Here is a 22,854-nt window from a genome sequence, read left to right on the forward strand (position 1 = left end):
CGCCGTCCCGGCCGCGCGGGACGACGCGCCCCGCACGGCGGCGACGCGGCAGCGCCCGACCGGGCCCGTGGACGCCCGCAGCGTCCTGCTGGCCAGCGCCCAGACCGTCGAACGGACCGAGGAGACCCCCGGCCGCTACTGGTACACCAAGTTCCGCGTGCAGACGCTGAGCAACGTCAAGCTGCCCGACGGCGGCGACGGGCGAGGGGCCAAGCTGCCCTACACCTACCGGCACTCCTCCACCGAGGAGCGCTGGCTGTCGCGCACCGGCCGCGACCGCTCCCGCACGATCACCGGCATCGACCGCAAGATCGACTTCCCGACCGCGCAGGACGAGGCGGAGTGGCGCAGGGCGGGCGCGCCGCGGCTGACCGGCCCGCGCGGCGACAGGCCCCGGGTGATCGACGACCGCCAGGCGTTCGCGGAGGTCGTCGCCAACGAACCGGTGACCGTCGAGGCCCTGCTGAAGCTGCCCACCGACGCCGCCGCGCTCACCGCCGACCTCAAGCGCAGGTACCGGCGGGACGTGCGGCGGACGGGCACCGACATCGCGGGCCCCTTCGAGTACTTCGTGTGGAGCACCGCCGAGAGCCTGCTGGCGGGGCCGATCACACCGGGCACCAAGGCCGCCTTCTACCGGGTCCTGGCCGCCCAGCCCGGCATCCGCGCCGAGGGCCGGACCACCGACCCGCTCGGCCGCGGCGGCGTCGCCGTGTCGATGAGCGGCGACGGCTACCGCCTCCGCCTGATCGTCGACCCGGCGACGGGGCGGCTGCTGGCCACCGACAACCGCGTCGGCGACACGCCCGGGGCGCGCGGCACGACGACCACGTACCTGGACATGGGCTGGGTGGACCGGCTCGGCGCACGCCCCTGACGCCGCAGGCCGGTTCGCCGCCCGGCCGGCCGCCCGCACGCGCGCCGAACCGGCCAGATCTGCCGAACATACGGCTCCGCCTGGGCTGTTTTCGCCCAGGCGGAGCCGCCGCCGCGGGGCTACGGTCGGGCCCGTGAGCAGGCACGCAGCGGGACCGTTCGACGGCGAGCGGGTCCTGAGCGCGCTGGGCGGCAACGCCATGACCGCGCCCGACGGCAGCGCCGCCCCGCACGCCCAGCGCGCGGCGGTCGAGGCGGCCATGGAGCACGTGGCCGACCTGGTGGCGGCGGGCGCCCGGGTGGCGCTCACCCACGGCAACGGCCCGCAGGCCGGCAACCTGCTGATCAAGAACCGGCTGGCCGCGGACGTGGTGCCGCCGGTGCCGCTGGACTGGTGCGGCGCCCAGCCCCAGGCCACCGTCGGCGTGCTGATCATGAACGCGCTGGAGCGGGCCCTGGCCGCCCGCGGCGCCGCCCGGCCGGTCACCGCCGTCGTCGCCCGCACGCTGGTGGACCCCGGCGACCCCGCGTTCGCCGACCCGGTCAAACCGGTCGGCCGCTACCTCCCGCGGGCCGAGGCCGAACGGTTCACCGCGCTCGGGCAGGCGTGGCGCTCCTACGGGCCGCGCGGCCGGCGGCGCGTGGTGCCCTCGCCCGAGCCGCTGGACATCCCCGACGCCGGGGCCGCCGCCGTGCTGCTGGACGCCACCACCCTGGTGATCGCCACCGACGTGGAGCACGTCCTGGTGGGGTACGGCACCCCCCGTGAACGCCCGCTGCACCGCACACCGCGCGCGAGCTGCGCACCCTCGCCGCCGCCGGGCACTTCGCCGGCGGCAGCATGGGGCCGAAGGTGGCGGCGGCGTGCCGGTTCGTCGAGCGGGGCGGCCGCCGCGCCGCGATCACCTCGCTCGACCGGATCACCGACGCGGTCCGCGGCAAGGCCGGAACCGTCGTGGAGCCCGAAGAGCGCACCGGGGCCGGCGGCCGGCCTCCCGGCGGCTGAGCGGGCGGCGAGGAACACCACTGGAGAGCGAGGAGCGGCGACGTGCCCGACCCGATCGAAGTCCGCAAGATCCCCATCGAGAGCGTGACCGACGCCTCCGGGCTGGCCCGGCTGATCGACGACGGCGTGCTGGAGGCCGACCGCGTGCTGGCCGTGGTGGGCAAGACCGAGGGCAACGGCGGCGTCAACGACTACACCCGCCTGCTGGCCGACCGGGCGTTCCGCGAGGTGCTCCTCGCCCGCGGCAGCCGCACCGAGGAGGAGGTGCGCAACGTCCCGCTGGTGTGGTCGGGCGGCACCGACGGGGTGCTCAGCCCGCACGCCACCGTGTTCGCCACCGTGGACCCGGCGACCGCGCCCGCCACCGACGAGCCGCGGCTGTCGGTCGGGGTGGCGATGAGCGAGGTCATCCTGCCCGAGGACATCGGCCGCCCCGCCATGGTCGACAAGGTCGCCGCCGGGGTGCGCGCGGCCATGAAGACCGCCGGCATCGACGACCCCGCCGACGTCCACTACGTCCAGACCAAGACGCCGCTGCTCACCCTGGACACCATCAACGACGCGCGCTCGCGCGGCCGGGACGTGGTCACCGAGGACACGCTGACGTCGATGGACGTCTCCAACTCCACCACCGCCCTCGGCATCGCCGTCGCGCTCGGCGAGATCGACCCGCCCCGGCCCGAGCAGATCCACCGCGACCTGTCGCTGTACTCGTCGGTGGCGTCGTGCTCGTCCGGCGTGGAGCTGGACCGCGCCCAGATCGTCGTGGTCGGCAACGTGCGCGGCATCGGCGGCCGCTACCGGGCCGGGCACGCGGTCATGCGGGACGCGCTGGACGCCGACGGGATCTGGGCCGCGATCCGCTCGTCCGGCCTGGACCTGCCCGACCGGCCCCACCCGGGCGACCTGGACGGCCGCCTGGTCAACGTGTTCATCAAATGCGAGGCCGACCCGTCCGGGCGGGTGCGCGGGCGCCGCAACATCATGCTGGACGACTCCGACGTGCACTGGCACCGGCAGATCAAGGCGTGCGTCGGCGGGGTGGCCGCGTCGGTCACCGGCGACCCGGCGGTGTTCGTGTCGGTCGCCGCCGTGCACCAGGGCCCGTCCGGCGGCGGCACCGTGGCGGCCATCGCCGACCTCGGCCCCAGATGATCGCGAATGCGGTGATCACGACCGGTGAGCCGATAACCGCACTGGGTGGCCGCCGGAGGCTATAGCCTCGTGGCCGTGCGCGACCTGACCATTCCCGAACCCCAGTTCCCCGGCGACGACGGCTCCGCCGACCCGCGGGTGCGCGAGGCGCTGGCCGGATACGCCGACGGCCGCCTCGGCGAGCACGCGGTGCTGCGGGAGCTGGCCGACACCCGGCTGCTCATCCCGGTGGTCGCCGTGCTCACCGAGGAGGAGGACGTCGCCCCCGGCGAGCCGCGCCGCGAGAAGTCCAGCGAGATGGCGCTGCCCACGCTGGTCGGCGCGGACGGCCGCCGCGGCGTGCTCGGCTTCACCGGCCTCGACAGCCTCAAGGCGTGGCGGCCCGACGCCCGCCCGGTCGCGGTGCACGCCCGGCAGGCATGCCGGGCCGCGCTGGACGAGAACGCGCAGGCGCTGGTGGTGGACGTGGCGGGCCCGGTGCCGTTCGCGGTGGACGGCGTCCGGCTGCACCTGCTGGCCGAGGGCCGCCCCGTCCCGCCGCCGCACGAGGACCCGGACGTGCTGGCCGCCGTGGAGGCCGCGTTCGGCCCCGAGGAGGCGGTCAGCGGCGTGCGCGTCCGCCGCGGCGGCAACGCCGAGCTGGCCATCAGCTTCGCCGTGCGGCCCGGGCACGACGAGCGCGACGCCGTGCGCCGCGTCTCCGACCGCCTCGCCGAGATGCTGCGCGGCCGCATCGTCGGCGGCGTCGAACTGACCGTCGTCCGCCGCTGACCGCACCGCCCGGCACCCGGGGAGCAAAAACCGTTCGCGGGCCGCCGGGCGCGTCCGGCATCCTGGGGCAATGCCCCAAAGCCTCGACGACGCGCAGGCCACCGCGCTCATCGACGACTTCATCGACAACGGCTTCGTGCACGTGCCGGAGGCGTTCCCCCGCGAGGTCGCCGAGACCTGCCGCGCCATCATGTGGCCCGACACCGGCTGCGACCCGGACGACCCGTCCACCTGGACCGAGCCCGTGGTGCGGCTGTGGCACTACGCGCAGGAGCCGTTCCGCGCGGCCGCCAACACGCCGAAGCTGCACGCCGCGTTCGACGCCCTCGTCGGCCCCGGCCGGTGGGTGCCGCGGCCCGGCCTCGGCACCGTCCCGGTGCGGTTCCCCAGCGAGGACGACCCCGGCGACACCGGCTGGCACGTCGAGGCGAGCTTCCCCGGGGACGACCCCGACGACTTCATGGGCGCGCGGCTGAACGTCTTCTCCAAGGGGCGGGCGCTGCTGATGCTGTTCCTGTTCTCCGACGTCGGCGAGCTGGACGCGCCCACCAGGATCCGGGTCGGCTCGCATCTGGACGTGGCACGGATCCTCGAGCCCGCCGGCGAGGAGGGCCTGACGTTCGCGGAGGCGGCGCAGCGGGCCGTCCCGGCGACCGAGCACCGGCCGGTCGCCCTGGCCACGGGGCGCGCCGGGGACGTCTACCTGTGCCACCCGTTCGTCGTGCACGCCGCGCAGCCGCACCGCGGCACCGAGCCGCGCTTCATGGCGCAGCCGCCGCTGTACCCGAGGGAACCGCTGCGGCTGGAGCGGCCCGACGGGGCCTACTCCCCGGTGGAGACGGCGATCCGGCGGGGCCTCGGACGCTGAGCGCCGCCCCCGACCGGCGGCCCCGGCCCCGGGCCGGCGGGCGCTGCCCGGCGGGTTCGCGATCTCAGAGGTTGGACGGGGGCACGGCGGACGGCGGCGAGTTAATAGGATCGTCTGCATGCTGCGCTGGTTGACCGCGGGGGAGTCCCATGGCCCGGCCCTCACCGCCATCCTCGAGGGCCTTCCGGCGGGCGTGCGCGTGACCTCGGCCGACATCGCCGAAGAGCTGCGCCGCCGCCGGCTCGGGCACGGGCGGGGCGCCCGGATGAGATTCGAGCAGGACAAGGTCACGGTCGTCGGCGGCGTCCGCCACGGCGTGACGCTGGGCGGCCCTGTCGCGGTCGAGGTGGCCAACACCGAATGGCCCAAGTGGGAGACGGTGATGGCCGCCGACCCCGTCGACCCCGAGGTGCTCGCCGCACAGGCCCGCAACGCGCCGCTGACGCAGCCGCGGCCCGGGCACGCCGACCTGGCCGGCATCCAGAAGTACGGCTTCGACGACGCCCGCCCGGTGCTCGAACGCGCCAGCGCCCGCGAGACCGCCGCCCGCGTCGCCCTCGGCGCCGTCGCCAAGGCGTTCCTGCGGCAGACGCTCGGCGTGGAGATCGTCAGCCATGTCGTCGCGCTCGGCGAGATCGGCGTGCCCGACGACGCGCCGCGGCCCGAGCCCGGCGACCTGGCGCGCGTGGACGACGACCCGGTGCGCTGCTTCGACCCCGAGGCGTCCGCCGCGATGGTCGCGCACATCGACGCGCTGAGGAAGGCGGGCGACACCCTCGGCGGCGTCGTCGAGGTGCTCGCCTACGGCCTGCCGCCCGGCCTGGGCAGCCACGTGCACTGGGACCGCCGTCTGGACTCGCGGCTGGCCGGCGCCCTCATGGGCATCCAGGCGATCAAGGGCGTGGAGGTCGGCGACGGCTTCACCACCGCGCGCCGCCCCGGGTCCCGCGCCCACGACGAGATCGAGGGCACCCCCGAGGGCGTGCGCCGCCGCACCAACCGCGCCGGGGGCGTCGAGGGCGGCATGACCACCGGCGAGGTGCTGCGGGTCCGCGCCGCGATGAAGCCGATCTCCACCGTGCCGCGCCGCCTGGACACCATCGACGTGCGCACCGGCGAGCCCGCCAAGGCCATCAACCAGCGCAGCGACGTCACCGCCGTGCCCGCCGCCGGGGTGGTCGCCGAGGCCATGGTCGCGCTGGTGCTCGCCGACGCGGCGCTGGAGAAGTTCGGCGGCGACTCGGCCGAGGAGACCGCCCGCAACGCGCAGGGCTACCTGTCGTCCCTGGCCGTCAAGTAGGGAGCGCCGACGATGTCCCACCCTGAGGCGACCCGTTCCGGGGCGACCCGCCCCAAGGCCGTGCTGATCGGCCCGCCCGGATCGGGCAAGTCCACCGTCGGCGCCGCCCTGGCCGAGCGGCTCGGCGTCGCGCTGCGCGACACCGACGCCGACATCGAGGCCGCCGCGGGCCGCCCGATCAGCGAGATCTTCATCGACGACGGCGAGGAGCGGTTCCGCGAGATGGAGCGCGCCGCCGTGCGCACCGCCCTGGCCGAGCACGACGGCGTCCTCGCGCTGGGCGGCGGCGCGGTGCTGGCCGCCGAGACGCAGGAGCTGCTGGCCGGGCACACCGTGGTGTACCTGAAGGTGGGCCTGTCGGAGGCGGTCAAGCGGGTCGGCCTGGCCACCGCGCGTCCGCTGCTGGTGCTCAACCCGCGCAGCCAGCTGCGCCGGCTGCTGAACGAGCGGCTGCCCATCTACGAGCGGCTCGGCACCCTGCACGTGGACACCGAGGGCCGCACCCCCGAGGAGATCGCCGAACAGATCGTCAAGGAGATCGCGTGACCGCGGTGCGGGTGCCCGTCGGACAGGACGGCGGGCAGGGCTACGACGTCGTCATCGGCACCGGCGTGCTCGGCGAGCTGCCCGCCCTGCTCGGGCCGGGCGTGCGCACCGTCGCCGTCGTGCACGCCGAGGGGCTGCCGGAGATCGCCCGCCCCGTCTGCGGGGCGCTGGAGCGGGCGGGCCTGATCGTGCACGCCCTGCCCGTCCCCGACGGCGAGGCGGCCAAGGAGGTGGGCGTGCTGGCCGGGCTGTGGTCGAGGTTCGCCCGGCTCGGCATGACCCGCTCGGACGCCGTCGTCGGCGTGGGCGGCGGCGCCACCACCGACCTGGCCGGATTCGCCGCCGCGTCGTGGCTGCGCGGGGTGCGCGTCGTGCTGCTGCCCACCACGCTGCTGGGCATGGTGGACGCCGCGGTCGGCGGCAAGACCGGCATCAACATCCCCGAGGGCAAGAACCTGGTCGGCGCGTTCCACCCCCCGGCGGGCGTGCTGTGCGACCTGGCCACCCTCGTCACCGTGCCGCGCCAGGACTACATCAGCGGCCTGGCCGAGGTGATCAAGGCGGGGTTCATCGCCGACCCCAAGATCCTGGACCTGGTGGAGGAGGACCCCGAGGGCGCCGCGTCCCCGGACGGCCCGCACACCCGCGAGCTGGTCGAACGCTCCGTCCGCGTCAAGGCGGCCGTGGTGTCGGCCGACCTGAGGGAGAGCGGCCTGCGGGAGATCCTCAACTACGGCCACACCCTCGGCCACGCCATCGAGAAGGCCGAGCAGTACCGCTTCCGGCACGGGCACGCCGTGGCGATCGGCATGGTGTACGCCGCCGAGCTGGCCCGGCTGGCCGGCCGCCTGCCCGCCGACCTGGTGGCGCGGCACCGCTCGGTGCTGGCCTCGGTCGGCCTGCCCACCGCCTACCGCGCCGACGCCTGGCCGCGGCTGCGCGCCGCGATGTCGATCGACAAGAAGGCCCGCGGGGCCACGCTGCGCTTCGTCGTCCTGGACGGCCTGGCCGAGCCCGGCCGCCTGGAGGCCCCCGACGAGGAGCTGCTCACCGCCGCCTACCGGGAGGTCAGCCGATGAGCAACCGGGTGCTGGTGCTGAACGGGCCGAACCTGGGCCGGCTGGGCACGCGGGAGCCGGACGTGTACGGGTCGGCCACGTTCGACGATCTGGCGGCGCTGTGCCGGGAGACGGGGCGGCGCCTGAACCTGCACGTCGAGGTGCGGCAGACCGACGACGAGGCCGAGCTGATCCGCTGGGTGCACGAGGCGGCCGACGAGCGGCTGCCGGTGGTGCTCAACCCGGCGGCGTTCACGCACTACTCCTACGGGCTGCGGGACGCGCTGGCGCAGCGCACCGCGCCGCTGGTGGAGGTGCACATCTCCAACCCCGCGGCCCGCGAGGAGTTCCGGCACACCTCGGTGGTGGCGGGCGTGGCGACGGGCACGATCGCCGGGTTCGGGATGCTGTCGTACGTGCTGGCGCTGCAGGCCGTCGCCGAGCTGATCGCCCAGGACGCGGCCAAGGCCTCCTGACCCGAGTCCTTTCGACCCGAGTCCGCTGACGCGCGCCGCAGCCGACGCCGCCGTCCGCGCCGCCGTCCGCGCCGCCGTCCGCGCCGCCGTGACGCCGCCGTGACGACGGCGTCCGGGCCGTTCACACGGCGGCGGCGGTGTGGGTCAGCTCCTTCAGCTCGGCGATCACGTCGTCCAGGGGGCTCAGGTCGCGCCGGGCGCGGCACATGATGGTGGCGCCCTCCACGGCGGCCACGATGAGGCGGGCCAGCCGGCCGGCGCGCTCGTCGGGCACGCCGGCGTTGGCCAGGCCCGTGGCCAGGGTGTCCTGCCAGCGGTCGAACACGGCGGCGGCGGCCGCGGCCAGCTGCGGGGCGTCCTCGTGCGACTCCACGGTGACCGCCACCACCGGGCAGCCCGCCCGGAAGTCGCTTTTGACCAGGACGCGCCGCCACCACGCGACGAACGCGTCCACGGCCGACGCCGGGTCGCCGCCCTCGACGGCCGCCTGGATGCCCGAGTTGAGGAACTCCCCGGCGTAGCGGACCGCCTCCTCGGCCAGCTGCGCCTTGCCGCCGGGGAAGTGGTGGTAGATCGATCCGCGCGGCGCGCCGCTGTGCCTGATGACCTCGCGGAACCCCGTGCCGCTGTAGCCGCGCTCGCGGAAGAGGTAGGCCGCGCTGCGCACCATGCGTTCCCGGCTGTCCCTGCCCATGACCTCGATTATGACATTCATCATAAGCTTGGCGGCTTGACCATGACGCACGTCATAGGAAGCTTTGGGTATGTCGGACGTCATACCTAGTGGATGAGCCCCGGGTCGGCGCGGTCCGGCGCGGTCCGCTCCCGGTTCGGGGCCGCTCGGTCGCGGGCGGCCCGGCCGCGTGCGTTACCGTCAACAGAATCCAGTTCGGTTCGTGGAGGGGATGCCGATGCGCATCGGGATGGCGCTCAACTACGCGGGCGGCTTCAAGGAGACCGTGGCGGAGCTGGCCGACTACGAGAAGGCCGGGCTCGACATCGTGTTCGTCGCCGAGGCCTACAGCTTCGACGCGGTGAGCCAGCTCGGCTACATCGCCGCGAAGACCGAGCGGCTGCAGATCGCCTCCGGGATCCTGCCGATCTACTCGCGCACGCCCACGCTGCTGGCGATGACCGCCGCCGGCCTGGACTACGTGTCGGAGGGGCGCTTCACGCTGGGCATCGGCGCGTCCGGCCCGCAGGTCATCGAGGGCTTCCACGGCGTGCCGTACACCGCCCCGCTCGGCCGCACCCGCGAGGTCATCGAGATCTGCCGCAAGGTCTGGCGGCGCGAGCGGCTCGAGCACAGCGGCAAGTACTACTCCATGCCGCTGCCGGAGGGGCAGGGCACCGGCCTCGGCAAGCCGCTGAAGATCATCAACCGCCCGGTGCGGGCCGACATCCCGGTGCTGGTCGCCGCGATCGGGCCCAAGAACGTCGAGCTCACCGCCGAGATCGCCAACGGCTGGGAGCCGATCTTCTACATCCCCGAGAAGGCCGCCGAGGTGTGGGGCCCGTCGCTGGCGGCCGGCAGGGCCCGGCGCGACCCGGCGCTCGGCGAGCTGGACGTGGTCGGCCAGGCGCCGCTGGCCATCGGCGACGACGTGGACGGCTACCTGGAGTTCGGCCGCCCCATGGCCGCCCTCTACATCGGCGGCATGGGCGCCAAGGGCAAGAACTTCTACAACGACCTGTGCCGCCGCTACGGCTGGGAGAAGGAGGCCGAGGAGATCCAGGACCTCTACCTGGACGGCAAGAAGGACGAGGCCGCGGCCAAGGTCCCGCACGAGCTGCTGCAGAAGATGTCGCTGATCGGGTCCGAGGGCCACGTGCGCGAGCGGCTCGCGGCGATGAAGGAGTCCGGCGTGACCACGCTGAACGTCACCCCGATCGCGGGCGACCACAAGGGCCGCCTCGCGCTCATCGAGAAGATCAAGCAGATGGCCGCCGACCTGGACTGAGCCGGCACCGCACCGACGCCCCGCGGCACCCGCGCCGCGGGGCGTCGGCGTGCCGCGGCCGCCGCGCCGCCCGGTGGTGAGATGTCCGGCATGTCGGGTGCGGTCCGGCGGTGGACTACAGTCCTGGCCATGGAGGAACTCCGCCGCGCACGGCGCGAGCGGCTGGCCGCCTGGACGGCCGCCCACGACCTCGACGCCCTGCTGGTCACCCGGCTCGTCAACGTCCGGTACCTGACCGGGCTGGACAGCTCGAACGCCGCGCTGCTCGTCCCCGCCGACGGACCCCCGGTGCTGGCCACCGACGGGCGCTACGCCGGCACCGCCGCCCGCGTCTGCCCCGAGCTGGAGGCGGTCATCGACCGGCACACCGCCGAGAAGCTGCTGGAGCGGGCGGCCGCGGCCGGGGCGCGGCGGCTCGGCTTCGAACCCCACGCGGTCACCGTCGAACGGCACACCGGCCTCACCCGCGCCGCCCCCGACGGGCTGGAGCTGCGGCCCGCCGGGCGCCCCGTCGAGGAGCTGCGCACCGTCAAGGACGACGCCGAACTGGCGCTGCTGGCCGAGGCGTGCGCGATCACCGACCGGGCGTTCGACGCCGTGCTGCCCATGCTCCGGCCCGGCGTGACCGAACGGGAGATCGCCGTCGCGCTGGAGCGGCGCATGGTCGACCTGGGCGCCGAGCGGCCCGCGTTCGACTCGATCGTGGCCTCCGGGCCCAACGGCGCGATCCCGCACCACCGGCCCGGCGACCGGCCGCTGGCCCGCGGCGACCTGGTCACCATGGACTTCGGCGCCCGGCGCGGCGGCTACCACGCCGACATGACCCGCACCGTCGCGATCGGCGCCGCCGCCGACTGGCAGCGCGACCTGTACGACCTGGTGCGCCGCGCCCAGCAGGCCGCGGTGGAGGCCGCCCGCCCCGGCGCCGAGACCAGGGACGTGGACGCCGCCGCCCGCGACCTCATCGCGGCCGCCGGGCACGGCGGCGACTTCACCCACGGCGTCGGGCACGGCGTCGGCCTGGAGATCCACGAGGCTCCGCTCCTGGGCTACGACAGGACCGGTAAGCTGGTGGACCGGGTTCCGATCACCGCCGAGCCGGGGATCTACCTCGCCGGGCGCGGCGGAGTCCGCATCGAGGACACCCTGGTGGCCCGCACGGGCGGTCCGGAGCTTCTCACCACGACCACCAAGGACCTGCTCGTCCTGTGATGGGGCGGGCGGGCCCGATCCGACCACCGGGGGAGCGGGGGACGTCCCCGCACCCTCCCGAGAACGACCAGAACCGAGGCGGGGACGGCCCCGTCAGGGGGCAGGAGAGGACGCTGTGGCGACGACGAACGACCTCAAGAACGGCATGACGCTGAGGCTGGACGGCGAGCTGTGGACGGTCCTGGAGTTCCAGCACGTCAAGCCGGGCAAGGGCGGTGCGTTCGTGCGCACCAAGCTCAAGCACGTGCTGTCGGGCAAGGTGGTCGACAAGACCTTCAACGCCGGCACCAAGGTCGAGGTGGCCAGCGTCGACAAGCGGGAGATGCAGTACCTCTACCGCGAGGGCGAGGACTTCGTCTTCATGGACACCCAGACCTACGACCAGCCGCACATCCCCGCCGCGGTGGTCGGCCAGGCCGCCGACTACCTGCTGCCCGAGCAGATGGCCACCATCGCCTTCCACGGCGAGGACCCGCTGTACGTCGAGCTGCCCGCGGCCGTGGTGCTGGAGATCACCGAGACCGAGCCGGGCCTGCAGGGCGACCGCTCCACCGGCGGCACCAAGCCCGCCACCCTGGAGACCGGCGCGCAGATCCAGGTGCCGCTGTTCATCACCACCGGCGAGAAGGTCAAGGTCGACACCCGCTCGGGCGAGTACCTCGGCCGCGCCTGATGGCGGCCGCGAGCACATCCACGACGGCCGGACCGAGGAGCGCGGAGAGCGTGCGACCGCAACGACGAGCAGAGCCGTCGCGCGAGGACGGCTGCGCCCCGCCGAGCGGAGCGCGGCGGTGAGCGCGCGGACCAAGGCGCGCAAGCTGGCGCTGGACATCCTGTTCGCCGCCGAGCTGCGCGAGGAGCTGCCGACCGACGTGCTGAGCGCGCGCGGACGGCCCAACCAGGACGAGCTGTCGGAGTACGGGCACGCGGTGCGGCTGATCGAGGGCGTGCAGGAGCACCGCGAGCGCATCGACGAGCTGCTGTCGGCCTACGCCACCGGCTGGACGCTGGACCGCATGCCCGCCGTCGACCGCAACATCCTGCGGATGGGCGCGTTCGAGCTGCTGTGGGTGGACGACGTGCCCGACGGCGTGGCGGTCAGCGAGGCGGTCGCGCTGGCCACCGAGCTGTCCACCGAGGAGTCCCCGCGCTTCGTCAACGGGCTGCTGTCGCGGCTGCAGCGGCTCAAGCCGTCGCTCGCGCTGTAGGCCCGGCCGTTAGGGTGGAGCCATGATGGACGGTCGGCAGCCGAAACGCTCGCGGGGGAGCGGCCCGCGCACCGCCGTGCTGTGGGACGCGCTGCGCGCCGTCCTCGACCGCATCGCCCCCGAGTCCGGGCCGAGCGATGTGGTGGACGTCGGCGGCGGCACCGGCGGGTTCGCCGTGCCCATGGCCGAGCTGGGCCACCGGGTCACCGTCGTCGACTCCAGCCCCGACGCGCTGGCGGCGCTGGAGCGGCGCGCCGCCGAGTCCGGCGTCACCGTGCGGGCGGTGCAGGGCGACGCGGCCGCCCTGCCCGACCTGCTCGGCGCCGGCACCGCCGACCTGGTGCTGTGCCACAACGTGCTGGAGTACGTCGACGACCCCGCGGCGGCCATGACCGCGCTGACCGCCGCCGTGCGCCCCGGCGGCTCGGTCAGCGTGCTGGTCGCCGGGCAGATCGGCGCGGCGCTGCACCGGGCCGTGCACGGGCACTTCGACGACGCCCGGCGCGCCCTGACCGACCCGGACGGCCGGTGGGGCGAGCGCGACCGCACGCCCCGCCGCTTCACCCGGCAGACCCTGACGGACCTGGTGGGCAAGGCCGGGCTGCGGGTCGGCGAGCTGCACGGCGTGCGGATCTTCGCCGACCTGGTGCCGGACGCGATGCTCGACGGCGAGCAGGACGCGGCCGCCGCGCTGATCGCCCTGGAGCAGGTCGCGGCCGTCCACCCGGTGCTGCGGGAGCTGGCCACGCAGCTGCACCTGCTGGCGTACAGGGACGCCTGAGGGCGGCCGTGAGCCGTAAGCAGCAGCTGCACCGGCCCGGCCCGCCGCCCGGCCCGCCCGCCGACGACACCGGCTGCCACATCCTGCACGTCGACATGGACGCCTTCTACGTCGGCGTGGAGCTGCTGGAGCGGCCCGAGCTGCGCGGCCGCCCGGTGATCGTGGGCGGCACCGGTGCGCGCGGCGTGGTGTCCTCGGCGTCCTACGAGGCCCGCGCGTACGGCGTGCACTCGGCCATGCCGATGAGCCGGGCCCGGCGGCTGTGCCCGCAGGCCGTGGTGCTGCCGCCCCGGCACGACCGCTACGCCCGGGTGTCGGCCGCCGTCATGGAGATCTTCCGGTCGGTGACCCCGCTGGTCGAGCCGCTGGCCCTGGACGAGGCGTTCCTGGACGTCGCCGGGGCCCGCCGCCGCCTCGGCCGCCCCGCCGAGATCGCCCGCATGATCCGGGCGCAGGTCGCCGAGCAGCAGGGCCTGACCTGCTCGGTCGGCGTGGCCGGCACCAAGTTCGTCGCCAAGCTGGCCTCCACCCGGTGCAAACCGGACGGAATGCTGGTGGTGCCCGCCGACGGCGTCCGGGAGTTCCTGCACCCGCTGCCGGTGGCCGCCCTGTGGGGCGTCGGCGACCGCACCGAGGAGGCCCTGCGCCGCCTCGGCCTGCGCACGGTCGGGCAGCTCGCGCAGGTGCCGCGGGCCACGCTCCAGCGCGAGCTCGGCAACGCCCTCGGCGCCCACCTGCACGACCTGGCCTGGGGCCGCGACCCCCGCCCGGTCGTGCCGCGCAGCCCCGACAAGAGCATCGGCGCCGAGGAGACCTTCGACGTCGACGTCGACGACCCCGAGACGATCCGGCGGGAGCTGCTGCGGCTGTCGGAGAAGGTCGGCGCCCGGCTGCGCGCCGCCGGCCAGGTGGGCCGCACGGTGAGCGTCAAGTTGCGCCGCTCCGACTTCACCACGCTCACCCGGTCGCGCACGCTGCGCGAGGCCACCGACGTCACACGTATGATCTACGTCACGGCATGTGAGTTGTACGAGGCGTCCGGACTCGACCGGGCACGCCTGCGCCTGGTGGGCGTCCGGGTGGAGAACCTGGTCCCGGCCGACCAGGCCGTCCGCCAGCCCGCGCTGGACGAACCGGAGACCGGCTGGCGCGAGGCCGAGCGCGCCGTGGACCAGGTCAGCAGGCGTTTCGGCAGCGGCGCGGTCCGCCCGGCGGCCCTGGTGCGGCGCGCCGGCGGCACCGGAGGGGCAGACGAGGGGGACGCGAGGTGACAACCACATGACCGGCATCCGCCACGCACTCGCTCGTTCGCTTTCGTCCGCCCGGCGCGCCTCGTATTCTGGGCATATCACCGTTGAGGTTTGCGTCCTGCCGCGGGTGTCCCGTCGCAGGGCTGTCGTTGGGAGGCGCCGTGCCGCTCTCTGAGCACGAGCAGCGCATGCTCGACCAAATCGAGCAGGCGCTGTACGCCGAGGATCCGAAGTTCGCGCAGGCGGTCCGCTCGACCAATCCGCAGGTCCACTACAAGCGCCGCATCGTCAAGGCCGCTCTCGGCTTCGTGGTGGGCGTCGGCGCGCTGATGGCCGGGCTGGTGATCAACAAGGGTTCGGTCACCATCGCCATCAGCGTCACCGGCTTCCTGCTGATGGTCGTCTGCTGCGTGTGGGCCCTGTCCAGCTGGAAGCGCATGACGGGCATCGGCACCGAGGCGCAGCAGCGGCAGCAGCCCAGGCGCCAGGTGCGGTCCAAGGCGACCTTCATGGAGCGCATGGAGGAGCGCTGGCGGCGGCGCACCGAAGGCGAGTGACCCCCGGGGGCCGTCCCCGGCCCCCGCACCGTCACCCCGCCGCTTCCTGATCTCCGCGCGGCCCCGTGCCGCGCCCGCACACGGCCGCGGTATCCCTTTTTCCGCGCCCCGCAACGCCTCAACCGCCCCGCAAGCCTCAACGTCTTCACAGACCTCGACATCTTTTTAGGGCCCCGGCGTCTCCACAACCTCAACGTCCCGCCCGGCCCGATGAGGCATGACGAACGCCCCACCCTAGCGGGGTGGGGCGTCGACGGTCACCCAGCGGCCTACCTTGACGGCGTCACCGGGGGCGGCGGGACAGCAGCCGCCGGAACGCGGCCTCCGCCCGCGACGCCGCATCGGCCAGGCGGCCGCCCGCCGCACGGGTCGCCGACCCGACCGACACCACGGTGGACGCGGGCAGCAGCCGGGCGCGCAGCCGGGCCCGGCGCCCCACCGACGCCGAGATCGCCTCCCGGACGGTGCGGACGTCCGCCCGCAGCACCTCCGGCGGCGTCTGCGGACGGGACGGGGCATAGCGGGCCACCTCCTCGGCGTGCGCGATGCGCCCCAGCGCCTGCGCCGCGGGAGCGTCCAGCTCCAGCAGCTCGCCCAGACGCCGGGCCGCGGCGCGGGGCGTGTCGCTGGGCCGCCACTCCAGCCCGTGGTCCAGGGCGTCGGCGCGCATCTCGCGCCACGCGGCGTGCGCGGCCTCCCCCGGATCGGGCGGGGAGCCGCCGCCGGAACGCGACGTCACGCCCGCCCACCGCACGCGCCGGGTCACCTGCCGGGCCGCCATGGGGGCGGCCAGGAGCAGCAGCGCCAGCAGCACCCCGGCGATCCAGCCGAGGGGCGCGCCGGCGCCGGACCGCCCGCCGCCGGTGCCGGCCCGCGGGCCGAGGTCGTCCTGGCGCTGCGCGGTCGCCGACGGCGACGCCGACGCCGTGTCCTCCGGGCCGGTCTCCGTCGGGCCGGTCTCCTCCTCCTGCGTGCTTCCGGTGCTGCTGGAGACGGCGGGCTCGGAGTAGTCCGGGGAGGCCGCCGTGCCCTGCCCGGCGGCGCCGCTCGGCGTGGGCTCGAACCGCACCCAGCCGGCGCCCTCGAAGTACAGCTCGGGCCAGGCGTGCGCGTCGCGGGTGCGCACCTCCCACACCCCCGGGGTGACCTGCGTCCCGGGCGTGTAGCCCATCGCGACCCGGGCGGGGATGCCCAGGATCCGCGCCAGCAGGGCCATCGAGGCGGCGAACTGCTCGCAGTACCCCTTCCTGTTGTTGATCAGGAAGTCGACCAGGTCGCTGCCGCGCTGCGGCGGCTGGGCCGTCAGGTCGTACTGGAACCCGCCGCCCTGGGTGAACCAGCGCTGCAGCATCACCGCCTGGTCGTAGGCGGTGGCCGCCCCGGCGGTGACCTCGTGCGCCAGCCGGCGCACCTCGCGCGGGATGCGCTCGGGGACGAACGTGTAGCGGTTGTACAGCTCGGTCGGGGTGCGCCCGGCCAGCCGCAGCCGGGACGCCGTCGGCCGGGCCCGGATGCTGGTGACGGTGTAGGAGCGGCCGCCCGCCGAGTCGCGCAGCGAGTAGATCATCAGCGACGGGGCGTGCACCCGCCAGTCGCCCTCGATCGACACGCGCGACGGCGCGTACGGCACCGGCAGGAACGACATGTCCCGCACCTGCCGCTGCACCGTGATCCGCGTGGTGACCTGCCGGGCGGGTACCGAGCTCAGGCCGGGCGGGGCGGGCAGGCGGCGGTCCGACAGCCGGTCCCGGGCCGTGCTCTGCAGCGAGGAGTAGGTCCAGCGGTCGCCGTCGAACCGGTCCAGCGAGTACAGCCGCAGGTAGTCGGGGCGGTCGGTGTCGTCGCTGCGGTAGCGCAGCACCAGCAGGTCGTCCTGGCGGGTCAGCTCCCGCTTGAGGCTGACCAGCGGGTCGGGGGTGGTGACGGTCTGCGTGCCGCCGCGCCCGCCGCCGCTGCCCAGGCCGAACATCCCGTGCGAGTGGATGCCGGGCGTCACCGCCGGGACCAGCACCGCCACGGCCACGGCCGCCACCCCGATGCGGCGCCCCGCCGCCGCCATCGCGCCGGTGTCGGGACGCGCCGGGCCGCTCGCGGACCGGAACACCAGATGGCCCCACCCGCCGACCTGCTCGTGGTTGTCGGCGGCCAGCAGCGCCAGGTAGCCGAGCGCGCCGATGCCGAACGCGATCCAGCTGACGCTGTCCTCCCGCACGGCGGCCGGCACGCTGTACATCGCCAGCAGCGGCAGCCCGGCGGGCGCGGCGCGGCGCAGCCGCACCGCCAGCAGGTCCACCAGCACCGCGACCAAGCCGATCCCCGCCACGGCCAGCAGCATGATGCCCGGCAGCGGCGGCACGGGCGCGGCGTACCGGTTGGCCGCGTCCCACCCCTCCCGCATCAGCTCGGTGAGCCGCCGCAGCGACTCGGGGGTCGGCACCACGCCGAGGAACGCCTCGGCCGCGGTGAACCGCGCGGTCAGGTACAGGTGCAGCGCGGCCAGGCCGCCGACCGCGCCGAACACCGCGGGCCAGCGCAAGTGCCGCGTCACCAGCCCGGCCGCGGCGACCACCGCGACCGCGCCCAGCCCGGACCAGAACCAGCCGCGGCCGGAGAACAGCGGGTACAGCGCCACCGAACCCGCCAGGGCGGCCAGCGCCGCCATGATCGTCATGCGTAGTCTCATGCGCCGTCCGTCATGCGAATCGTCCGCCCCGGGGCCTGGGACGCCTCGGTGGCCGCCGACCACGCGCCGGCCAGTTCCGCGGCGGTCCGCAGGCGCACCACGCGCCACCCCGCCGACCTCAGCAGCCGCGCCGCCGCCGCGGGATCGGTGCCGGTGTCGACGTCCTCGTCGCCCTCCACCAGGACGGCGACGAACGTGCCGGTGCCGCGCCGCGCCGCCGCCACCGTCCGCGCCTCCTCGGCCGTCAGCGCCCCGAAGGCCGCGACGACCAGCCCGTCGCCCTCGCCGTTGGGCCCGCGCAGCGCCGCCATGCCGCGGGTCAGCGACCGCTCGGCGGAGTGCCGCACCGTCGCCAGCACGTCCAGCAGCAGCCCCTCGGCCGCGCCCGGGACGTCGTTCGTCCTGGGCAGCCGCTCGCCGACGTCGGTGACCAGCCGCAGCGCCAGCCCGGCCTGCCCCAGGTGCACGCCGACCGACGCGACCACCGACACGGCCTGCTCGAACGACGACAGCGGGCCGTCCCCCACGTGGGCGGCCCGCCGCGTGTCCAGGAACAGGGTGCCGCTGCTCTGCAGCTGCTGCTCCTCGCGCCGCACCATCAGCTCGCCGCGCCGCGCGGTGGACCGCCAGTGCACCCGGCGCAGGTCGTCGCCGTGCCGGTACTCGCGGGGCGTCACGTCGTCCTCGCCGGCGGTGGCCACCGCCTGCGCCAGGCTGTCGCCGCCGCCCGCCCACGCCCCGGCCGGCCGCCCCTGCGGCAGCGGCACGATCGGCGGCGTGACGGTGAGGGTGTCGGCCATGCTGAACGACCGCACCATCTCCACCATGCCGAACGGGTCGGCCAGCCGCACCACCAGCGGCCCGACCCGGTACCGGCCGCGCCGGTCGGACCGGACGCGGTAGCCGAGCTCCCGGGACCCGCCCGCCTCCAGCCGGTCCAGCACGAACCGGGCCTGGCCGCCGAGGGCGTGCGGGACCTGGTCCTCCACCATCAGCAGGCCGCTCGGCAGCCGCGACACGTTCTCCAGCCGCAGATCGACCCGGGCCTCGTGGCCCACCGGCAGCCGCACCGGCTCCAGCCGCCGGGCGCACGCCAGCCGGTAGCGGGTGCGCGACACCGCCAGCGTGGACAGCAGCGGCAGCGCCAGGACGAGCATGCCGGCCCGCAGCAGGTCGCGCTCGCCGAGCACGAACGCGCAGATGATCGCGGTGGCCCCGGCGGCCACGAACGACCGCCCCCGCGTGGTCAGGCCGGACAGCGCACGCCGCAACGTCACTTCCCGGAGGACGGCACCGGCAGCCGGTTCACCAGCTCGGTCACCACGTGCTCGGGACGGCGCCGCTCCACCTGCGCCTCGGCGGTGGGCAGCAGCCGGTGCGCCAGCACGGGCACCGCCAGGTCCTGGATGTCGTCGGGCAGCACGTAGTCGCGGTCGTCCAGCGCCGCGTACGCCCGGGCCGCCCGCACCAGGTGCAGGGTGGCCCGCGGCGAGGCGCCCAGCCGCAGGTCGGGATGGCTGCGGGTGGCGGTCACCAGGTCGATCGCGTACTGCCGCACGGCCGGCGACACGTGCTGGCGGCGGACGACCTCGATCAGGTCGCGCACGTCGGCGGCGCCGGCGACGGGGGTGAGCCGGTCCAGCGGCGACGACTGCCCGTGCGTGTCCAGCATGTCCAGCTCGGCGCCCGGGTCGGGGTAGCCCATGGAGATCCGGGCGGTGAAGCGGTCGCGCTGCGCCTCGGGCAGGGGGTAGGTGCCCTCCATCTCCACCGGGTTCTGCGTGGAGATCACCATGAACGGGCGCTCCAGGGGATAGGTGACGCCGTCGACGGTGACCTGGCGCTCCTCCATGCACTCCAGCAGGGCCGACTGGGTCTTGGGGGACGCCCGGTTGATCTCGTCGCCGACCACGATGTTGGCGAACACCGGGCCCGGCTTGAACTCGAACTCGCGCAGCTCCTGGTTGTAGGCGCTCACCCCGGTGATGTCGCTGGGCAGCAGGTCGGGGGTGAACTGCACCCGGCGCACCGAGCAGTCCACCGACCGGGCCAGCGCCTTGGCCAGCATCGTCTTGCCGACCCCGGGCACGTCCTCGATCAGCAGGTGCCCCTCGGCCAGCAGCACCGTCAGCGCCAGCCGCACCACGTCGGGCTTGCCCTCGATGACCGACTCGACGGCATCGCGGATCTTGTTGGCGACATGCGCCAGCCCGTCCAGGCCGGGGCCGCCCCCGTCCCGGTCGGCGGACGCGGACGGCCGCGAAGGGCTCGGGCGGTCGGCTGAGGCCGGTTCACCGGCGCCGGTAGGGGCCCGCATGTACGACTCGCCGTGAGTGCCTACTGCCACCAACAACCCTCCTCAGCCGTCCGGCCTCGCGATGTCCGCCCGGGTTCCGCCGAGTGATACGGACGCCGGGCCGTGCGCGGCCGGTGCGACGTTCTATTGACTTGCCCAACCCCTGACAGTACGTCCTCGGGCGTCGCGTCGCGATGTCCGCGCGGAACGGGTCGCCCGCTCCCGCCGCGGCCGGACGCGGGGCCGCGGCGCGCACGACCGCGGCGTCACGCCGCGAGGCCGCACCGGCACGAACCGCTCCCTCCACTTGTCCCCACACAGCATCGCGGGGCACTTGACAAGACGACATAAAGGCGCCCGCGACGGTGCCTTCCCGGCGCCGCGCCGGGGCGCTCGACACGCCGTGGCGGGCCCGTGGGACGGCCTCGCCCCGCCGCCCGGCGCGGCGGGGCCCCGCGCCGCCCCCACTCCGCTCCACCCCTGTGACCTGCGGATTTGCTCGCGATTGCGGCCTGGGAAGCGTGTTCGACTAGTTGACGGTGGGGAAGAGTGGAGTAGAGTGGGGCGCCGTGGGGGGTGTCAGCGCCCCGCACGGCGCGGGGAGGTGGGGGCCCGATGTTCCTAGGCACCCACACGCCGCGCCTCGACGACAAGGGACGACTGTTCCTGCCGGCGAAGTACCGTGAGGAGCTGTCGGGGGGATTGGTGATCACGAAGGGCCAGGAACGCTGCCTCTACGTCTTCCCCATGGCAGAGTTCCAGCGCATCACCGAGGCTCTCCGTGCGGCGCCGGTCACCGAGAGGTCCGTACGGGCCTACAGCCGGGTCTTCTTCGCCAGCGCGTCCGACGAGGTCCCCGACAAGCAGGGACGCATCACGATCCCGCCGCCGCTGCGCGCCTACGCGGGGCTCAAGCGCGACTGCACCGTGATCGGGGCCAACACGCGCCTGGAGATCTGGGACACGCCCGCCTGGGAGAGCTACCTCGAACGGGAGGAGCAGGCGTTCGCCGAAATCTCGGAGGAGGTGTTGCCCGGGATCCTGTGACGTTCCACATGTCGGTCCGCCGAGCGGGCACGGGTCCGTGCGCACCGGCTGCCGCCGGTCCGGCCGGATCCGCAGAGTGCTCCAGGGCCGCCCCTGGAGGCCCGGAACGGCGGTCGGCCCGCGTTCGGCCAGGTCTCCAGCCGCTCTCCGGTGCCATCTGGCGCAGCTTCCCCGGTGCCAGAGGGCGACCCCGCGACAGCGCGGTTCTTCCTCAAGGGCAGCGGATGGGGACCTGGCCGGGCGAGGCCGGGGCGGGCGCCCCTGCTCACCGGCCCGCGGCCGGTTGCGCGGGGGCTCGCGGTATCTCCCGGGGAGACTCCCGGATTCCCCGAGTCGCGGAACCTGGTCATCGGGCTTCGGCCGGTGGCCGGATGATCCGCAGGGGGGAGCAGCCCTTCGCCACCACGGGGTGCGGTCCTTGCCCGGCGGCACCGGGCGGGCCGCGGGGACGGCAGGGCCCGATGCACAGGGGGGCGAGTTCCTGGTCCTTCGGCCCATGGCCGGTTTGCCGGGGATTTCCCAGGGGAGACGTCCGCCGGAACTCCCCGACGGGGGCACCGGGGGAGAAGCGGCCGACGAAAGCCACGCAGTCCGCGAGCGAGGTGGCGCAAGGGGGTGAGCATGGACGCGGGCGACAACGCGACCGTGGCCGGTCACGTACCGGTCATGCTCGATCGCGTGCTGGAACTGCTCGGGCCCGCCGTCCAGGCCGCCGGCCCGGCCGCCGGGCGCCCCGGAGGGGAACCGGCCGGCGCGCCCGTCTACGTGGACGCGACCCTGGGCCTGGGCGGCCACGCCGAGGCCATGCTGCGCGCCCATCCCGGGCTGCGCCTGATCGGAATCGACCGCGACACCACCGCGCTGGAGCGCTCCGCGCGGCGGCTGGCCCCCTTCGCCGACCGCGTCATCGCCCTGGAGCACGCCGTCTACGACGCCGTGCCCGAGGTGCTGCACCGGCTGGGCGTGCCCGCGGTCGACGCCGTGCTGTTCGACCTCGGGGTGTCCTCCCCGCAGCTCGACGAGGCCGAACGCGGCTTCGCCTATTCCTACGACGCCCCCCTCGACATGCGGATGGACCGCACCCAGAGCCTGACCGCCGCCGAGGTCGTCAACGGCTACCCGCCCGCCGAGCTCGCCCGCATCCTGCGCGAGTACGGGGAGGAGCGGTTCGCCCAGCGCATCGCGGCCGCGATCGTGCGCGAGCGGCGGCGCGCCCCCCTGGAGTCCACCAAGCGCCTGGCCGACCTGGTGCGTTCGGCGATCCCGGCGGCGACGCGGCGCACCGGGGGCAACCCGGCCAAGCGCACCTTCCAGGCGCTGCGCATCGAGGTGAACGGCGAGCTGGACACCTGGCGGCGGGCGCTGCCCGCCGCGCTGGAGACGCTGCGCGTCGGCGGCCGCGTCGTCGTGCTCAGCTACCACTCGCTGGAGGACCGCATCACCAAGCGGGTCCTGGCCGAGCAGTCGGCCGACACCACCCCGCCGGGCCTGCCCGTGCCGCTGCCCGAGCACCGGCCGCGGTTCCGGCTGCTCACGCGCGGGGCCGAACTGCCGTCCGACGAGGAGACCACGACCAACCCGCGTGCCGCCTCGGTCCGGCTGCGCGCCGCCGAGCGGGTGCGTGAGACACCGGGGGCGGGGGATCCCCCGGGCAGCCGCAGGGAGGCGAGATGACCACGACCACGCGCCCGCCGGGGGCCGCCAAACCGCCGGGCAGGGGGCGCCGGGGCCGCGCCGCCGACCGCGACCCGGGCACGCCGGCCGCGCGGAAGGGCGGAACGCCGGGCAGGCCCGCCGACGAGG

At 75.1% G+C, this 22,854-nt stretch carries 22 protein-coding genes; 18 read left to right on the plus strand and 4 right to left on the minus strand.

Translation table 11 applies throughout. The annotated features are described in order from the left end of the window. The 9 genes from ABD879_RS25930 to aroQ form a co-directional block, all read left to right on the plus strand. Positions 1-877: CU044_5270 family protein (locus tag ABD879_RS25930; RefSeq protein WP_345024230.1), on the plus strand; the 877-nt coding region annotated here is incomplete at its 5' end. Positions 878-1,010: 133 nt separating this feature from the next. Continuing rightward, positions 1,011-1,970, plus strand: a complete 960-nt coding sequence (locus ABD879_RS25935) for a hypothetical protein (RefSeq protein ID WP_345024231.1) — start codon at positions 1,011-1,013, stop codon at positions 1,968-1,970. After that, positions 1,925-3,037, plus strand: coding sequence for a barbiturase (gene bar, locus ABD879_RS25940; RefSeq protein ID WP_345024232.1), 1,113 nt, complete (start codon positions 1,925-1,927; stop codon positions 3,035-3,037). Before ABD879_RS25935 ends, bar begins: the two co-directional genes overlap by 46 nt. 75 nt (positions 3,038-3,112) lie before the next feature. Then, the gene (locus ABD879_RS25945; protein ID WP_345024233.1) at positions 3,113-3,808 is read left to right on the plus strand and encodes an SseB family protein; all 696 of its coding nucleotides are present in this window, start codon (positions 3,113-3,115) and stop codon (positions 3,806-3,808) included. Positions 3,809-3,878: 70 nt separating this feature from the next. After that, a complete protein-coding gene (locus ABD879_RS25950; RefSeq protein WP_345024234.1) occupies positions 3,879-4,676 on the plus strand; it encodes a phytanoyl-CoA dioxygenase family protein in 798 nt (265 codons plus the stop codon). A 118-nt stretch (positions 4,677-4,794) separates the two neighbouring features. Then, positions 4,795-5,976 (plus strand): chorismate synthase, encoded by a 1,182-nt coding sequence (aroC, locus tag ABD879_RS25955; RefSeq protein WP_345024235.1) that lies wholly within the window; start codon positions 4,795-4,797, stop codon positions 5,974-5,976. Between the two features lie 12 nt (positions 5,977-5,988). Beyond that, complete coding sequence (locus tag ABD879_RS25960) at positions 5,989-6,522, plus strand: shikimate kinase (protein WP_345024236.1); 534 nt, start codon at positions 5,989-5,991, stop codon at positions 6,520-6,522. Next, positions 6,519-7,601, plus strand: a complete 1,083-nt coding sequence (aroB, locus tag ABD879_RS25965; protein WP_345024237.1) for a 3-dehydroquinate synthase — start codon at positions 6,519-6,521, stop codon at positions 7,599-7,601. The genes ABD879_RS25960 and aroB overlap by 4 nt, the downstream gene beginning before the upstream one ends. Beyond that, on the plus strand, positions 7,598-8,056 hold the full coding sequence (gene aroQ / locus ABD879_RS25970; RefSeq protein ID WP_345024238.1) for a type II 3-dehydroquinate dehydratase: 459 nt from the start codon (positions 7,598-7,600) through the stop codon (positions 8,054-8,056). Before aroB ends, aroQ begins: the two co-directional genes overlap by 4 nt. A 121-nt stretch (positions 8,057-8,177) precedes the next feature. On the opposite strand, the gene ABD879_RS25975 is transcribed toward aroQ, so the two are convergent. After that, positions 8,178-8,750, minus strand: coding sequence for a TetR/AcrR family transcriptional regulator (locus ABD879_RS25975; protein ID WP_345024239.1), 573 nt, complete (start codon positions 8,748-8,750; stop codon positions 8,178-8,180). 217 nt (positions 8,751-8,967) lie between these two features. Between ABD879_RS25975 and ABD879_RS25980 the strand changes: the two genes are divergently transcribed. The 7 genes from ABD879_RS25980 (at position 8,968) to ABD879_RS26010 (ending at position 15,025) form a co-directional block, all read left to right on the plus strand. Next, the gene (locus tag ABD879_RS25980; RefSeq protein ID WP_345024240.1) at positions 8,968-10,017 is read left to right on the plus strand and encodes an LLM class F420-dependent oxidoreductase; all 1,050 of its coding nucleotides are present in this window, start codon (positions 8,968-8,970) and stop codon (positions 10,015-10,017) included. Between the two features lie 129 nt (positions 10,018-10,146). Then, positions 10,147-11,229 carry a M24 family metallopeptidase gene (locus ABD879_RS25985; protein ID WP_345024241.1) on the plus strand — a complete coding sequence of 361 codons (1,083 nt, stop codon included), beginning with the start codon at positions 10,147-10,149 and terminating at the stop codon, positions 11,227-11,229. Between the two features lie 115 nt (positions 11,230-11,344). Then, positions 11,345-11,902 (plus strand): elongation factor P, encoded by a 558-nt coding sequence (gene efp / locus ABD879_RS25990; RefSeq protein ID WP_345024242.1) that lies wholly within the window; start codon positions 11,345-11,347, stop codon positions 11,900-11,902. A 118-nt stretch (positions 11,903-12,020) separates the two neighbouring features. Continuing rightward, positions 12,021-12,437 (plus strand): transcription antitermination factor NusB, encoded by a 417-nt coding sequence (nusB, locus tag ABD879_RS25995; protein ID WP_345024243.1) that lies wholly within the window; start codon positions 12,021-12,023, stop codon positions 12,435-12,437. A gap of 22 nt (positions 12,438-12,459) precedes the next feature. Beyond that, positions 12,460-13,218, plus strand: coding sequence for a methyltransferase domain-containing protein (locus tag ABD879_RS26000; protein WP_345024244.1), 759 nt, complete (start codon positions 12,460-12,462; stop codon positions 13,216-13,218). 8 nt (positions 13,219-13,226) lie between these two features. Then, on the plus strand, positions 13,227-14,489 hold the full coding sequence (locus ABD879_RS26005; RefSeq protein ID WP_345024245.1) for a DNA polymerase IV: 1,263 nt from the start codon (positions 13,227-13,229) through the stop codon (positions 14,487-14,489). Positions 14,490-14,629: 140 nt separating this feature from the next. Beyond that, positions 14,630-15,025, plus strand: coding sequence for a DUF3040 domain-containing protein (locus ABD879_RS26010; RefSeq protein ID WP_345024246.1), 396 nt, complete (start codon positions 14,630-14,632; stop codon positions 15,023-15,025). 283 nt (positions 15,026-15,308) lie between these two features. On the opposite strand, the gene ABD879_RS26015 is transcribed toward ABD879_RS26010, so the two are convergent. From ABD879_RS26015 to ABD879_RS26025, 3 genes are read right to left on the minus strand one after another with little or no spacing between them, the layout of a single operon-like run. Further along, entirely contained in the window at positions 15,309-17,708 is a 2,400-nt protein-coding gene (locus ABD879_RS26015; protein WP_345024247.1) for a transglutaminase TgpA family protein, read from the minus strand. Beyond that, a complete protein-coding gene (locus tag ABD879_RS26020) occupies positions 17,705-18,985 on the minus strand; it encodes a DUF58 domain-containing protein (protein WP_345024248.1) in 1,281 nt (426 codons plus the stop codon). Before ABD879_RS26020 ends, ABD879_RS26015 begins: the two co-directional genes overlap by 4 nt. Next, a complete protein-coding gene (locus ABD879_RS26025; RefSeq protein ID WP_345024249.1) occupies positions 18,982-20,055 on the minus strand; it encodes an AAA family ATPase in 1,074 nt (357 codons plus the stop codon). The genes ABD879_RS26020 and ABD879_RS26025 overlap by 4 nt, the downstream gene beginning before the upstream one ends. A 564-nt stretch (positions 20,056-20,619) precedes the next feature. On the opposite strand from ABD879_RS26025, the gene mraZ reads away from it, so the two are divergent. Together mraZ and rsmH are read left to right on the plus strand one after the other, a co-directional pair. Then, entirely contained in the window at positions 20,620-21,051 is a 432-nt protein-coding gene (gene mraZ, locus ABD879_RS26030; protein WP_285492581.1) for a division/cell wall cluster transcriptional repressor MraZ, read from the plus strand. Positions 21,052-21,672: 621 nt separating this feature from the next. Continuing rightward, the gene (gene rsmH, locus ABD879_RS26035; protein WP_345024251.1) at positions 21,673-22,725 is read left to right on the plus strand and encodes a 16S rRNA (cytosine(1402)-N(4))-methyltransferase RsmH; all 1,053 of its coding nucleotides are present in this window, start codon (positions 21,673-21,675) and stop codon (positions 22,723-22,725) included. Positions 22,726-22,854 lie beyond the last annotated feature (129 nt).

It is taken from the genome of Actinomadura keratinilytica, assembly GCF_039539665.1.
GTDB classification, from domain to species: Bacteria; Actinomycetota; Actinomycetes; order Streptosporangiales; family Streptosporangiaceae; genus Spirillospora; species Spirillospora keratinilytica.

What these genes read in the sequence shown, in the direction of transcription:
- ABD879_RS25950 (WP_345024234.1), top strand. Translation starts at nt 3,879, where the DNA reads ATGCCCCAAAGCCTCGACGACGCGCAGGCCACCGCGCTCATCGACGAC.
- aroC (WP_345024235.1), top strand. Translation starts at nt 4,795, where the DNA reads ATGCTGCGCTGGTTGACCGCGGGGGAGTCCCATGGCCCGGCCCTCACC.
- ABD879_RS25960 (WP_345024236.1), top strand. Translation starts at nt 5,989, where the DNA reads ATGTCCCACCCTGAGGCGACCCGTTCCGGGGCGACCCGCCCCAAGGCC.
- aroQ (WP_345024238.1), top strand. Translation starts at nt 7,598, where the DNA reads ATGAGCAACCGGGTGCTGGTGCTGAACGGGCCGAACCTGGGCCGGCTG.
- ABD879_RS25975 (WP_345024239.1), bottom strand. Translation starts at nt 8,750, where the DNA reads ATGGGCAGGGACAGCCGGGAACGCATGGTGCGCAGCGCGGCCTACCTC.
- ABD879_RS25980 (WP_345024240.1), top strand. Translation starts at nt 8,968, where the DNA reads ATGCGCATCGGGATGGCGCTCAACTACGCGGGCGGCTTCAAGGAGACC.
- ABD879_RS25985 (WP_345024241.1), top strand. Translation starts at nt 10,147, where the DNA reads ATGGAGGAACTCCGCCGCGCACGGCGCGAGCGGCTGGCCGCCTGGACG.
- ABD879_RS26000 (WP_345024244.1), top strand. Translation starts at nt 12,460, where the DNA reads ATGATGGACGGTCGGCAGCCGAAACGCTCGCGGGGGAGCGGCCCGCGC.
- ABD879_RS26015 (WP_345024247.1), bottom strand. Translation starts at nt 17,708, where the DNA reads ATGAGACTACGCATGACGATCATGGCGGCGCTGGCCGCCCTGGCGGGT.
- mraZ (WP_285492581.1), top strand. Translation starts at nt 20,620, where the DNA reads ATGTTCCTAGGCACCCACACGCCGCGCCTCGACGACAAGGGACGACTG.
- rsmH (WP_345024251.1), top strand. Translation starts at nt 21,673, where the DNA reads ATGGACGCGGGCGACAACGCGACCGTGGCCGGTCACGTACCGGTCATG.